General features: G+C 70.0%; 9 protein-coding genes. 6 read left to right on the top strand and 3 right to left on the bottom strand.

Annotation, left to right across the window (positions count from 1 at the left end):
- Positions 1-70: 70 nt before the first annotated feature.
- The 3 genes from B1L07_03125 to B1L07_03115 all read left to right on the top strand — a co-directional run bounded on the left by B1L07_03125 (position 71) and on the right by B1L07_03115 (position 2,110).
- Positions 71-1,015: a fatty acid-binding protein DegV gene (locus tag B1L07_03125; GenBank protein AUZ54276.1), complete on the top strand. Its 945-nt coding sequence runs from the start codon at positions 71-73 to the stop codon at positions 1,013-1,015.
- A gap of 69 nt (positions 1,016-1,084) precedes the next feature.
- Positions 1,085-1,423: a hypothetical protein gene (locus tag B1L07_03120; GenBank protein AUZ54275.1), complete on the top strand. Its 339-nt coding sequence runs from the start codon at positions 1,085-1,087 to the stop codon at positions 1,421-1,423.
- A complete protein-coding gene (locus tag B1L07_03115; GenBank protein ID AUZ54274.1) occupies positions 1,424-2,110 on the top strand; it encodes an ATP-binding protein in 687 nt (228 codons plus the stop codon). It abuts the gene before it with no gap.
- A 569-nt stretch (positions 2,111-2,679) separates the two neighbouring features.
- On the opposite strand, the gene B1L07_03110 is transcribed toward B1L07_03115, so the two are convergent.
- The 3 genes from B1L07_03110 to B1L07_03100 form a co-directional block, all read right to left on the bottom strand.
- Complete coding sequence (locus B1L07_03110) at positions 2,680-3,510, bottom strand: S-formylglutathione hydrolase (protein AUZ54273.1); 831 nt, start codon at positions 3,508-3,510, stop codon at positions 2,680-2,682.
- 51 nt (positions 3,511-3,561) lie between these two features.
- The gene (locus tag B1L07_03105; GenBank protein ID AUZ54272.1) at positions 3,562-4,671 is read right to left on the bottom strand and encodes an S-(hydroxymethyl)glutathione dehydrogenase/class III alcohol dehydrogenase; all 1,110 of its coding nucleotides are present in this window, start codon (positions 4,669-4,671) and stop codon (positions 3,562-3,564) included.
- 135 nt (positions 4,672-4,806) lie between these two features.
- A complete protein-coding gene (locus B1L07_03100; GenBank protein AUZ54271.1) occupies positions 4,807-5,082 on the bottom strand; it encodes a regulator in 276 nt (91 codons plus the stop codon).
- Positions 5,083-5,803: 721 nt separating this feature from the next.
- Here B1L07_03100 and B1L07_03095 point away from each other — a divergent pair.
- The 3 genes from B1L07_03095 to B1L07_03085 are packed head-to-tail and all read left to right on the top strand — an operon-like array spanning position 5,804 to position 14,195.
- Entirely contained in the window at positions 5,804-7,438 is a 1,635-nt protein-coding gene (locus B1L07_03095) for a hypothetical protein (protein AUZ56434.1), read from the top strand.
- Between the two features lie 11 nt (positions 7,439-7,449).
- Positions 7,450-9,633 carry a hypothetical protein gene (locus tag B1L07_03090; GenBank protein ID AUZ54270.1) on the top strand — a complete coding sequence of 728 codons (2,184 nt, stop codon included), beginning with the start codon at positions 7,450-7,452 and terminating at the stop codon, positions 9,631-9,633.
- Positions 9,634-9,641: 8 nt separating this feature from the next.
- Positions 9,642-14,195 carry a hypothetical protein gene (locus B1L07_03085; GenBank protein ID AUZ54269.1) on the top strand — a complete coding sequence of 1,518 codons (4,554 nt, stop codon included), beginning with the start codon at positions 9,642-9,644 and terminating at the stop codon, positions 14,193-14,195.
- The last annotated feature ends 11 nt before the right edge of the window (positions 14,196-14,206 follow it).

Raw genomic sequence — 14,206 nt, 5'->3', positions numbered from 1 at the left:
TGGCACCTGCCGCGACGCCGGTTTTGGGTTAGTGTGACCGCAGCCACACAACGCCCCGGGGGACTCGAGCATGCGCATCGGAATCGTCGTGGATTCGGCCTGCGACCTGCCGGCCGACTTCATCCGCGAACACAAGCTGGTCCTGCTGCCGATCACCGTGCGCATCGGTGAGGCGGTGCTGGCCGACCACCGCGAGGAAGACGCCACCCTCAACTTCCTCGATACCCACGTCGCCGAACGCGGCGCCGAGGCCGAGACCATCCCGTTCAGCGTCAACCAGATCCGCGACCTGTTCCTGCAGCACCTGGTGATCGACTACGACCACGTGTTCTGCCTGACCATCACCAAGACCCGCAGCCCGATCCACGACAACGCGCTGCAGGCCAGTTTCGCCATCCTCAACGAGTACCGGCCGATCCGCCAGGCCGCCGGGCACAACTCGCCGTTCGCCCTGCGCGTGCTCGACACCCAGAACCTGTTCGCCGCCCAGGCGGTGACCGCGGTGGAGGCGGTACGGCTGCGCGATGCCGGCGCCGGCGTGGCGCAGATGCGCGAGCGGCTGGAAGAACTGGCCGGCAACGTGCACGGCTACATGGTCACCCGCGACCTGTACTACATGCGCGCCCGCGCCCGCCACAAGGGCGACCGCAGCGTCGGCCTGCTCACCGCCGCGCTGGGCAGCGCGCTGGACATCAAGCCGGTGCTGCACGGCTACCGCGGCGAGACCGCGCCGGTGGCCAAGATCAAGGGCTTCGACAACGCGGTGCAGCGGCTGTTCGGCTTCGTCGGCCAGCGCGTGGCCGCGGGCCTGCTGACCCCGGTGGTGTGCGTGAGCTACGGCGGCCCGCTCGACGAACTGCGCGCCCTGCCCGGCCATGCCACCCTGCGCGAAACCTGCCTGGCGCACGGCGTGACCCTGCTCGAAACGGTGATGAGCCTGACCGGCATGGTCAACGTCGGCAAGGGCGCGGTGACGGTTGGCTTTGCCGACCAGCCGCACGCGTTCGAGAGCTGATCGGCGCCGGCGTGTACGCCGGCACCACGCCCGTTGCGGCACACTGGCCCCCACCCAAGGAGACCCCGCATGCCCGTGCACTATTCGATTTCGTTGCCCGATCCCGCCGCCGCGCGCGGCAGCGACCCGCGCCTGTCGTTCACCGCCAACGGTGCCGACACGTTCGCCGAGCAGTTGCAGGACGCCCTGCGCACGCCGGCGCTGTTCGAGCGCTGGCGCGCCACCCAGGAGGATCCCGACGACGTCGACCCGAGCTGGGGCGTGACCGATCCCGAGGCGACGGTCAGCGGCAGGCAATCGGACCTGCGCATCGACCTGGTCGCCATTACCCGCATTCCCGGCGACGTGCTCAAGCAGCGCCTGCGCTGGCTGGCGGGCAGCCACTGGGAACTGCGCGACGTACGCTGAGTGGCCACCCCGGTCCTGCTTTCCTGGAGCGGCGGCAAGGATGCCGCCTGGGCGCTGCACGCCCTGCGCCAGCGCCCGGACATCGAAGTAGTCGCCCTGCTGAGCACCCTCACCGAGGGCTATGAGCGCGCGTCGATGCAGGGCATACGCGAGGAAGTGCTGCGACAGCAGGCGCACGCCGCCGGCCTGCCGCTGCTGCGCGCCTGGATCGCGCAGGACTGCGACAATGCCGGCTACCTGCAGCGCATGGGCCAGGCGCTTGAAGCCGCCCGCCTGCGCTGGCCGGCACTGCGTACCCTGGCCTTCGGCGACCTGCTGCTGGAGGACATCCGCCACTGGCGCCAGCAGCAGTACGCCGCGCTGGACTGGGACTGCCTGTTCCCGCTGTTCGGGCGCGATACCGCCACCCTGGCGCGGCAGATGATCGACGGCGGCCTGCGCGCGCAGTTGTGCTGCGTGGATACCCGGGTACTGGACGCCGCCTTCGCCGGCCGTGACTTCGACCACGCCCTGCTCGACGCGCTGCCGGACGCCATCGACGCCTGCGGCGAGAACGGCGAGTTCCACACCTGCGTCAGCGCCGGCCCGATGTTCGCCGCGCCGCTGCAGTTGCGGCAGGGCGATACCGTGCTGCGCGATGCGCGCTACGCCTACACCGACTTCGTGGTGGACGAGACAGCACCGTGATCGCGGCCATCACGGCCACCGCGGCGCCTGACCCGGCCGCATCCCGCCAGGCCGACAGGAACGTCGGCGCAGACACGCACGGAGCGGCCGGCGGCGGACGCACAGGCGCGCGGTCCTCGCCCCGCAGCTGGCAGCGCTGCCGGACGAACGAACCGGCCGCGCCGGTACCCGGGGCCCACGCACGCGCCCACAGGGCACGGGCGGCGCAACGGTCGCGCATCACCGGCCAACCGCTCCCGCAGGCCCGGTCGCTGCGGCTACGTCGTCCGCAGGCACCGCGCAGGAATACGTGGCCGCTGGGTCGCGCTGGCGGCCGTCACATGCGTCCCGCACCTGCTCCGGCAGCTGTTGCCGCGACTGCCTGCGGCCACTGCAACCTCGTCCACGGCTCCGCCTGCGACAGCGACGGCGGCGATGGGCAGGCGGGGAATGCGGCGAATCGCGCCGCGGCCACAGCCAGGGACAGCCCGGAAGCCGCGGATCAGGCGCCGCAGCGGGGATTCCGCCGCGGCGCGATGCGGCCGCAGCGGACTGCCGCGACCACACCGACGCCCCGCTCCCGCGGCCGCTCAGGCCAGCGCGCGGGCGTGATGGGCGATGTGCTCGCCGATGAAGCTGGCGATGAAGTAGTAGCTGTGGTCGTAACCGGGCTGCATCCGCAGCTGCAGCGGATGGCCGGCGGCCGCGCAGGCATCGGCCAGCAGCTGCGGGCGCAGCTGCGGCTCGAGGAACTCGTCGGCGCCGCCCTGGTCCACCAGCAGCGGCAGCCGCTCCGCGGCCCCGGCCACCAGCGCGGTGGCGTCGTACTGCCGCCACGCATCGCGGTCCTGGCCGAGATAGGCGGCAAACGCCTTCTCGCCCCACGGCACCTGCGACGGCGCCACGATCGGCGCGAACGCCGACACGCTGCGGTAGCGCCCCGGGTTGCGCAGCGCGATCACCAGCGCACCGTGCCCGCCCATCGAATGGCCGCTGATCGCGCGCGCATCGCTGGCCGGAAACTGCGCCTGGACCAGCGCCGGCAGCTCGCTGACGACGTAGTCGTACATGCGGTAGTGCGGCGCCCACGGCGGCTGCGTGGCATTGAGGTAGAACCCCGCGCCCTTGCCCAGGTCGTAGCCTTCGGCATCGGCAACGTCGTCGCCGCGCGGGCTGGTGTCGGGCGCCACCAGGATGATGCCGTGCTCGGCGGCGTAGCGCTGCGCGCCGGCCTTGGTGATGAAGTTCTGCTCGGTGCAGGTCAGCCCGGACAGCCAGTACAGCACCGGCAGCCGGGCCCCGTCCTGCGCCTGCGGCGGCAGGTAGACGCCCAGCGTCATGTCGCAGCCCAGCACCTGGGAGCGGTGCCGGTACACGTCCTGCCAGCCGCCGAAGCAGGCGCGGTGTTCGATTCGTTGCATGGTTCTCTCCAGTCGCGCGGAGGCATGGCCGGGGCGTGCCCCGGCCGCCCGTCAGAAGTGGACGACGCTGCGGATCGACTTGCCTTCGTGCATCAGGTCGAAGGCGTCGTTGATCTGCTCCAGGCCCATGGTGTGGGTGACGAACGGTGCCAGTTCGATATCGCCCTTCATCGCGTCCTCGACCATGCCCGGCAGCTGGCTGCGGCCCTTCACACCGCCGAAGGCGGTACCCATCCACTTGCGCCCGGTGACCAGCTGGAACGGACGGGTGGAGATCTCCTGGCCGGCGCCGGCCACGCCGATGATCACGCTCTGGCCCCAGCCGCGGTGCGCGCACTCCAGCGCCGCGCGCATCACGTTGACGTTGCCGATGCACTCGAAGCTGTGGTCCACGCCCCAGCCGGTCATCTCCACGATCACCTGCTGGATCGGCTTGTCGTGCTCCTTCGGGTTGACGCAGTCGGTGGCGCCGAACTGCCGGGCCAGTGCGAACTTGGAGGGATTGGTGTCGATGGCGATGATGCGCCCGGCCCTGGCCTGGCGCGCGCCCTGGATCACCGCAAGGCCGATGCCGCCCAGGCCGAACACGGCCACGCTGTCGCCTTCGGCCACCTTGGCGGTGTTGTGCACGGCACCGATGCCGGTGGTGACGCCGCAGCCCAGCAGGCACACATGCTCCGGGTTGGCCTGCGGGTTGACCTTGGCCAGCGACACCTCGGCCACCACGGTGTACTCGGAGAAGGTCGAGCAGCCCATGTAGTGGTAGATCGGCTGGCCGTTGTACGAGAAGCGGCTGGTGCCGTCGGGCATCACGCCCTTGCCCTGGGTGGCGCGCACGGCGGTGCACAGGTTGGTCTTGCCGCTCTTGCAGAACAGGCACTGCCCGCACTCGGCGGTGTACAGCGGGATGACGTGGTCGCCCGGCTTCACCGAGGTCACGCCCTCGCCGACCTCGACCACGATGCCCGCCCCTTCATGGCCGAGCACGCACGGGAACAGGCCTTCGGGATCATCGCCTGACAGGGTGAACGCGTCGGTGTGGCAGACGCCGGTGTGGGTGATCCGGACCAGCACCTCGCCCGCCTTCGGCGGGGCGACGTCGATCTCGACGATCTGCAGCGGCTGGCCGGGGCCGAAAGCGACGGCGGCACGTGACTTCATGGTTTTCTCCTGTAGCGGTTGTTCGGGTTCGGCGGTTGCAGTGGGCTGCCGGGGGCGATGCGGCGCATCCATGCGCGGCCGCCATGCGGCCGGTGCGCAGCTGCGCAGGCAGCGCCGTCGTCGCCGGCGCTGCTCCTACTTGAGGTAGGAACGGATCAGGCCGGACATCTCGGCCACGCGCGCGGCGCGTTGCGCGTCCGACTGCGCCGGCTGGCCGAATTCCTCGCGCAGGTGCGCTTCCATCACTTCGGACATCAGCCCGTTGACGGCACCGCGGATGGCCGCGATCTGCTGCAGCACCGGCCCGCAGTCGGCTCCGGCCTGCAGCGCGCGCTCCAGCGCATCGCATTGCCCGCGGATCCGCCGCACCCGCGCCAGGACCTTTTTCTTTTCCTCGGGTGAATGCGGCACGCGCGGGCTCCTATCCTGTACTGGGGGACAGTATATTGGACGAAGGCCCGGCTGTCAGCGCTGCTGCGCACGCGTGCGGCCCGGCCTGGCCCGGGGCTGACCTGCGGAGCGGGTCCAGCGGGCGGCACGGAGCAGGACCAATGCCGCTCCTGGCACCCGGAGGGCGCGGACGCGGACGGCAGGCGCCAGCGCGCAAACACATGGGGTGCAGCCGCAGCGATGGGCGGCGCATCCGGCCATCGCTGCGGCCGCCGGATGCGCTGGTCCGCAGTGCCCGATCCACGCCGGGCCGCGCGCCGGTGCCGGCGTGAACGAGCGGCCCCGGGCGCTCCCTCCGCATCGCCGGGGACGCAACGCCCGGGTACCCCGGGCCGCTCCCGGGGGCGGCAATGCCCCGTGGAGTTCCGCGCCCGCAATGACACCTGCAGGGCGGGTCCGATGGCCCCCGGGCGACGGGCCCTGCGGCCGCATGGACCGCGGACGCTGGCCGTTTTCAGGGCCGGTCCCGACCCTGCCGCGAAGCGGGTAATTCAAATTGCGATAGGGGTCACATATGATCCCGCCCACCTGCAAATCGGGTGATGCCATCGGGGCACTTTTCCCGGTTAGAAAGTAAGCCGGTCGCGTTCCCAGGCAAGCGCTCTCAAAACCACTGACGGATACCACGCTGATGCCTCTCAATGGCAGCAACACCCCGATTCGCGTCCCCCGTATCCACCCACTGCGTTGCGCCGTACTGGCCGCCGCGCTGGCGTGCGTCCTCAGCCCCTGCGCATGGGCGCAGGATGCCGCGCCCACCACGGCGCCTGCCACCGTGCATATCGCCCGCATCGCGGTCGAAGGCGTCGGCGAGCACCCGGACAGCGGCATCAGCCGCGCGGCGATCGATGCCGTCGCCAACCAGGCCCTGCGCGACATCAGCCCCACGCTGCCGGCAGCGCTGACCTTCGAGCAGATCAAACAGATCACCGCGCGCATCACCCAGGCCTACCGTGAGGCCGGCTTCCTGGTTTCGGTGGCCTACGTGCCGCCGCAGCAGATCGATGACAGCCAGACACTGACGCTGAAGGTGATGGAAGGCCGGGTCGGGCGGGTGCTGGTACAGGGCAGCCGGCGCTATCGCGACGACCAGCTCAGCGCCAGCAGCCTGGGCCTGATCGGCCGCCCGCTGCGCCAGGCGGAGCTGGAACGCGCCCTTCTCTACGCACGCGACCTGCCCGGGGTGTCGGTCACCTCGGTGCTGCAGCCGGGCCAGAACGAAGGCGAGACCGACATCATCCTGGTCGCCCGCGACAGTGAACGCCCCTATGAAATCACCGCCGGCCTGAGCAACCACGGCACCGACAGCACCGGCCAGTACCGCGCCGAGCTGGGCGTGAGCGCGTTCAATGCACTGGGCCTGGGCGACGTGCTCGCCGCAAGCGTCGGCTACGGGCTGGACCCGGCCAACAGCTGGCAGGCGGCGCTGTCCCTGAGCGCTCCGCTGGCAACGGTCGATGGGCTGAGCGCCATTGCCGGCGCCAGCCGTAGCGAGATCGAGCTCAACTCCGGGCCGTTCGCCGCCATCGGCATCAAGGGCCCGACCACGCTCTTCTACGCGGGCAGCGACTGGAAGTTCATCCAGCGCCCGGACCTGCAGGTCCAGGCGTCGGCGCGCTGGGTCCATGAGGAATCCAGGCTCGAGGGCCTGGACATCGAACTCTCGCGCCACACCTTCGACGTGGTCGAGGCCGGAATGAGCCTGCGCCATACGGACCGCCGCTGGCGTGGCATGAACCTGGCGCAGCTGTCGGTGCGCAAATCCGTCAAGGATGGTTCCCCGGCCTTCAACTGGCTGTATGCCGCGCACGACTCCTACTTCTGGGTGAGCCGGCTGGCGCTGGCGCGCCTGCAGGCCCTGCCCGGCAACCAGCGCCTGCTGCTGCGCGGCAACGCCCAGTTCAGCGATGATGCGCTGACCCCGGTGGAGCAGTTCAGCGTCGGCGGACCGACCAGCGTGCGCGCCTATCCGCTGTCCACGGCACTGGGTGACCGTGGCGTGCAGGCGACCTTCGAGTACCAGGTCAGCGCGCCGGGCTTTGCCGACACGCCCTCGCCGTTCAATGGCCGTCGCTGGGGCGACCTGGTCGAACTGAACCTGTTCTACGACTGGGGCCGCACCTCCCCGGCAGCCGACAACCGCCGCATCGGCTTCCAGCCCACGACGCTGGAAGGCGCCGGTGTCGCGATCGGCCTGCGGCTGCCCTGGAAGCCGGAACTGCGGCTGGAAGTGAGCGGCGCCCGCCCTACGGGCAGCTACCGCGCCGCCGATGGACACAGCACCCAGTACTGGGCACGCATCAGCACCACTTTCTAAGGACACCGGCCATGAATCGCATCTACCGTCTCGTGTTCAACCGCGCCCTGGGCCAGGTCCAGGTGGCCTCCGAACTGGGTGCCTCTCCCGGCGCGACGAGCGGCGCCACGCGCCGCCTGCCGGCCGGCCCGCGGCTGACGCCATTGGCGCTGGGCCTGCTGGTGTCCATCAGCAGCCAGGGGCTGATGGCGCAATCGCTGCCGACCGGCGGCAACATCGTGTCCGGCAGCGGCCAGATCGGCGCGCCCGGCGGCAACCAGCTGGTCATCAACCAGGCCAGCGACAAACTGGCGATCAACTGGCAGAGCTTCAACATCGGTGCCGGGCAGAAGGTCACCTTCAACCAGCCCGGCGCGAACGCGATCGCGCTCAACCGCGTACTCGGCGTCGACGGCTCCCTGATCATGGGCCAGCTGGACGCCAATGGCCGGGTCTTCCTGGTCAATCCCAACGGCGTACTGTTCGGCGCCAGCGCCCAGGTGAACGTCGGCGGCCTGGTCGCCTCCACCCTGGGCATCAGCGACGCCGACTTCGCCGCCGGCAACTACCGCTTCAAGGGCGACGGCCGCAATGCGGCGGTGATCAACCACGGCTCGCTCAACACCCGCGCAGGCGGCGCCATCGCCCTGCTCGGCGGCAGGGTCAGCAACCACGGCGTGATCGTCGCCAACCAGGGCAGCGTGGCGCTGGCCGCCGGCGATGCCATGACCCTGGACTTCGCCGGCAACGGCCTGCTCAACCTGCGGGTCGATGAGGCCATGGTCGATGCCCTGGTGGAGAACCACCAGCTGATCAAGGCCGGTGGCGGCCAGGTGCTGCTGACCGCCCACGCCGGCGATGCCCTGCTCAAGACCGTGGTCAACAATACCGGGGTGATCGAAGCCCGCACGGTGGGCGAGAAGGACGGCAGGATCCTGCTGATGGGCGACTTCGACGGCGGCGTCGTGAACGTCGCCGGCACCCTCGATGCCAGTGCCCCGGACGGCGGTGATGGCGGCTTCATCGAGACCAGCGGCGCCCACGTGAAGATCGCCGACGACGTCAGGATCACCACCCTGGCGCCCAACGGCAAGACCGGCGAGTGGCTGATCGACCCGTACAACGTGACCATTTCCAACGGCACAAGCTCCGGCATGGGCGGTTTCAACGGCAACGCCAACGACAGCGTGCTCAACGTCACCACCCTCAGCAACGCCCTGGCCAGCACCGGGGTGACGGTGACCACCGGCGTCGGCGGCAGCCAGGCCGGCAACATCACCGTGGACGCGCCCATCAGCTGGAGCGCCAACACCGTGCTGGCGCTCAACGCCGCCGGCAGCATCATCATCAACAAGGACATCACCGCCACCGGCAACAACGCCGGGCTGTCGCTGTCCTACAGCGGCAGCTACAGCCTGAACAAGGGCGCCCGTGTGACCCTGTCCGGCAGCAATGCCAGCCTCAGCCTGGCGGGCACCGGCTACGTCCTGATCCATGACATCGGTGCGTTGCAGAACATCACCAGCACCGGCTTCTACGCCCTGGGCAACGACATCGACGCCAGCGCCACCGCCAGCTGGAACGGCGGTGCCGGCTTCAACCCGCTGGACGGGGCGAGCACCAACTTCGCCGGCCTTGGCCACAGCATCGACAAGCTGACCATCAACCGCGGGCTGGAGAACGACGTCGGGCTGTTCCGCACCGTGAGCGGCAACGTTCGTGACCTGACCCTGTCCAATGCCCGCATCACCGGCCAGATGAACGTCGGCGGCATCGCCGCCACCCTCGGCGGCACCCTCAGCAACGTTCACATGACCGGCAGCGTGTCCGGCTCCAGCGCCTTCGTCGGCGGCCTGGCCGGCACGGTCAACAACGGCATCATCCGCTACTCGTCCTCTGCCGCCGACGTGACCGGCCTGACCGTGGTGGGTGGGCTGGCGGGCAGCGTGCAGAGCATTGCCATGGCCGACTCCTATGCCACCGGCTCGGTCACCGCCACGGTCAGCAACACCAGCGCGTTTGCGGGCGGGCTGCTGGGCGAGGTGATCTCCAGCGCGACGCTGACCAACACCTACGCCAGCGGCAAGGTCACCGGCTACACCACCACCGGCGGCCTGATCGGTGGCGGCTACCTGCCGACCATCACCGTCAACAACAGCTATTGGGACATCAACAGCACCGGCCAGTCCAGCTCGCTGGGGGGGGTACCGGCCTGACCAGCGCCGTGCGCAACCAGTCGGCCTACACCGGCTTCGACTTCACCAACATGTGGGTGATGTTCGAAGGCGATACCCGGCCGATGCTGCGCAACGAATACTCCACGACCATCTTCACCCCCCACGCCCTGCAACTGATGGGGCTGGACCTTAATGCCAATTACCGGCTGGGCACCGACCTGAGCCTGGCCAGCGCCATGGCCGCCAGTGGCGGCTACTACGGCGAGGTGTGGGGCGCGTCGGGCTTCCGCCCGGTCGGCAGCAACGCACAGCAGTTCACCGGCAGCTTCAACGGACAGGGCCACAGCATCAGCGGCCTGGTCATCAACCGCGCGGCCACCGACTATGTCGGCCTGTTCGGCTACACCTCCGGCGCGACCCTGGCCAACGTCAGGCTGGTGGGCGGCAACGTCACCGGCAGAGACAACGTCGGTGCCCTGGTCGGCTACATGCTGGGCGGCACCCTCGGCAACGCGTCGGCCAGCACCACGGTCAGCGGCACCAGCACCAGCGAAGCCAACACCGGCGGGCTGGTCGGCACCAACGACGGCGGCGCCATCGCCGATGCCTCCGCCACCGGCAATGTCACCGGCGCCGGCTACCAGGTCGGTGGTCTGGTCGGCTTCAACGTCAACGGCGGCAGCATCACCCGCTCCCATGCCACCGGCAACGTCACCGGCACCAACACGACCGCCAACCTCGGCTATGTCGGTGGCCTGGTGGGCGCCAACGGCTACAGCGGCGATGGCGGCTCCATCAGCCAGTCCTACGCCACCGGCACGGTGAGGGCGTCGTCGGGGCCGGTCGGCGGCTTCGTCGGCCACAACGAAGGCAACATCACCGACTCCTACGCCACCGGCGCGGTGATCGGCCAGGGCTCTGCGAGCAACATCGGCGGCTTTGCCGGGGTCAATTTCATCAACGGCACCATCAGCAACAGCTACTCCACCGGCTACGTCGCGGGCGGCACCCAGACAGGCGGGTTCGTCGGCTACAACAACGGCACCAATGGCGCCATCAGCAACGCCTACTGGAACACCCAGACCAGCGGCCAGCCGCTGGCCGCAGCCGGTGGCCTGGTAAACGGGATCACCGGGCGCACCACCGCCCAGCTCCAGGGTGGCTTGCCGGCCGGTTTCTCCTCGTCCATCTGGGGCACCGGCGCCAACCTCTACCCGTATTTCAGCTGGCGCTACGGCACCACGCCCATCGCCATCAGCGGCAAGGCCTTCGGCAATGCCGGTGCCGCCGCCCTGGCGGGCGCGACGCTGACCGCCGTGTCCGGCGGCGTGGCCATCGGCAGCGCCAGCAGCGGGGCGGACGGCTACTACTACATCCTCGGCGATGCCAGCAGTCTGGACGCCAATGGCGCCATCGCCTACCTGGACGGCAACCTCGACACCGGTGCCGGCTTCGGCGACGTGATCGGCACCAACGGCATCCAGGGGCTGGACGTCTACAGCGCCGCCATGCGACTGTTCACCGGCCAGGGCAGCCTCTCGGCGACCCGCAGCCGCTACCTGGCCGCACGCGGCAGCCATGCCGACAGCGACCTCGCCTTCCTCTCGTACGGCGACTTTGCGAACCTCACCAGCAGCGGCTACGGCCTCTACCTGGCGGCCAGCGCGGCCAGCTACCGCCTGGACACCAACCTCGGCTCCGGCGGCCTGCTCAGCCTGGACAGCGGCGGCACCTTCGGCATCAGCGGCACCCGCCAGTTGTCGGCAGGCGGCAACCTCAGCGTCGCCGACCGCCTGACCTGGGGCGACAACGCCGGCCTGACCCTCAGCACCAGCAACGGCGGCAACGTCGTGCTGGGCGATGGCATCGATGCGGCCAACGGCAGCCTGGCCCTGTCCGCTGCCGGCACCGTAACCAGCAACGGGGGCGTCAACCTCGGCGTGCTGGATCTCACCGGCGGCACCTGGCGCCAGGTGGCGGCCAGCCTGCCCGGCTTCAGCGTCACCGACTTCCGCCTCGGCGCCGGCGCCACCTTCGTGCGCGCGCTGGGTGGCGATGGCAGCACCGCCACGCCGTACCGCATCACCGATGTCTACGGCCTGCAGGGCCTGGCGTCGACCAGCTTGGCGGGCAGCCGCTTCGTCCTGGCCAACGACATCAACGCCTCCAGCAGCGCGCTGTGGAACAGCGGCACCGGCTTCCTCTCCATCGGCAGCCTGGCCACCCCCTTCAGCGGCCGGCTCGACGGGCAGGGGCATCGCATCAGCGGCCTGGTCATCAACCGTCCCGGCAGTACCTACAGCGGCCTGTTCGGCTACAACGCCGGCTACGTCGGCAACCTCAACCTGGTGGGCGGCAGCGTGGCCGGCGGCAGCTACAGCGGCGCCGTGGTGGGCTACAACGCCGCCGGCGGGGTTATCGAGCGGGTCAGCAGCGACACCACCGTCACCGGCACGGGCAATGTCGGCGCCCTGGTCGGCAGCAACGCCGGGACCCTCAGCGAGTCGCTGGCCACGGGCAGCGCCGGCGGCGGCCTCAATGGTGGCGGCCTGGCCGGCAGCAACGCCAGCACCGGCGTCATCCGCGACAGCTACGCCACCGGCAGCGCCCAGGGCAGCGCCACCGCGGGCGGCCTGGTCGGGTTCAACGACGGCAGCCTGCTGCGTGTCTATGCCACCGGCACGGCCAGTTCCAGCGCGGGCGCGGTCGGCGGCCTGGTGGGCAGCAATGTCGGCACCGCCACCGGCAGCTTCTGGAACACCAGCAGCAGCGGCCTGGCCCAGGGCGTCGGCGCCGGCAACGGCAGCGGCATCTCCGGGTTGACCAGCGCCCAGCTCACCGGGCTGGCGCCCTTCGTGGCGGCCGGCTGGAGCATCGACGACGCCGGTGGCACGGGCGCCACCTGGCGCATGTACGAGGGCCACAGCGCGCCGCTGCTGCGCAGCTTCATGACCACGCTCAGCGTCAACGTCGGCAACGCCAGCAAGACCTACGACGGCAGCGCCAGCAGCAGCGTCGGCGCCCTGGTGTTCCCCATCGGCTACGATCCGGCGCTGGTGTCCGGCAGCGCCGTCTACACCGCCAGCAGCGCCAACGCCGGCACCTACACCGGCGCCAACCTGCGTGCCAGCGGGCTCTATTCCAGCCAGTTCGGCTATGACATCGAGCTGCTCGCCGGCACCCTGACCATCGGCAAGGCCGGCCTGACCATCGCCGCCAACAACGGCAGCAAGACCTACGGCCAGGCGGGTGGTGTCAATGGCTTCAGCGCCAGCGGCCTGGTCAACGGCGACACCGTGTCCTCGGTCCAGCTGGCCTCGGCCGGCACCGCGGCCACCGCCAACGTCGGCAACTACACCATCACCGCCAGCAATGCCGCGGGCAACGGCCTGTCCAACTACGACATCACCTACGTCAACGGCACCCTGACCATCGGCAAGGCCGGGCTGACCATCACCGCCAACAACGGCAACAAGACCTACGGCCAGGCAGGCGGTACCAACGGCTTCACCGCCAGCGGCCTGGTCAACGGCGACACCGTGTCTTCGGTCCAGCTGGCCTCGGCCGGCACCGCGGCCACCGCCAACGTCGGCAACTACACCATCACCGCGAGCAATGCCGACGGCAGCGGCCTGTCCAACTACGACATCCGCTACGTCAACGGCACCCTGAGCATCGGCAAGGCCGGGCTGACCATCACCGCCAACAACGGCAACAAGGCCTATGGCCAGACCGGCGGCATCAACGGCTTCACCGCCAGCGGCCTGGTCAACGGCGACACGGTGTCCTCGGTCGAGCTGGCCTCGGCCGGCACCGCGGCCACCGCCAGCGTCGGCAACTACACCATCACCGCCAGCAACGCCGACGGCAGCGGCCTGTCCAACTACGACATCACCTACGTCAACGGCACCCTGACCATCGGCAAGGCCGGGCTGACCATCACCGCCAACAACGGCAGCAAGACCTATGGCCAGACCGGCGGCATCAACGGCTTCACCGTCAGCGGCCTGGCCGACGGCGACACGGTGTCCTCGGTCCAGCTGGCCTCGACCGGCAGCGCGGCCACCGCCAACGTCGGTGAGTACACCATCACCGCGAGCAATGCCGATGGCAGCGGCCTGTCCAACTACGACATCACCTACGTCAACGGCACCCTGAGCATCGGCAAGGCCGGCCTGATCATCACCGCCAACAACGCCAGCAAGACCATTGGCCAGCGCTCACCGCTCAACGGCTACACGGCGCAGGGCCTGGTCAACGATGACACCATCGACGCGGTCAGGCTGTTCAGCGACGGCAGTGGCGTGAGCGCGCAGCCTGGCAGCTACGCCATCGTCGCCAGCGATGCGCAGGGGGCACGGCTGGGCAACTACGACATTACCTACCGCGAAGGAACGCTGGAGGTAAAGGGCCTGTCCGTCGCGCAGAACCTGCAGGTGGGCCGTGAAGTGGCCGCCAGCGTGCGCACGCCCGCAACCCGCCCGCCCACCGCTTCGTCCGCCGCCGGCTTGTACCGCCTGGCCGATGCGGCCATCGCCCCGGCCAGCGACGCCTGCACGTCCCTGGAGGAGGTGCGCTGTCCCATCCGCCAGCCGGAATGACGGCGGGCCGG

Source organism: Stenotrophomonas acidaminiphila, from assembly GCA_002951995.1.
Classification (GTDB): domain Bacteria; phylum Pseudomonadota; class Gammaproteobacteria; order Xanthomonadales; family Xanthomonadaceae; genus Stenotrophomonas; species Stenotrophomonas acidaminiphila_A.
Note: the sequence above shows the minus strand (reverse complement) of the source record. Positions and strands in the feature narration are given on the sequence as shown.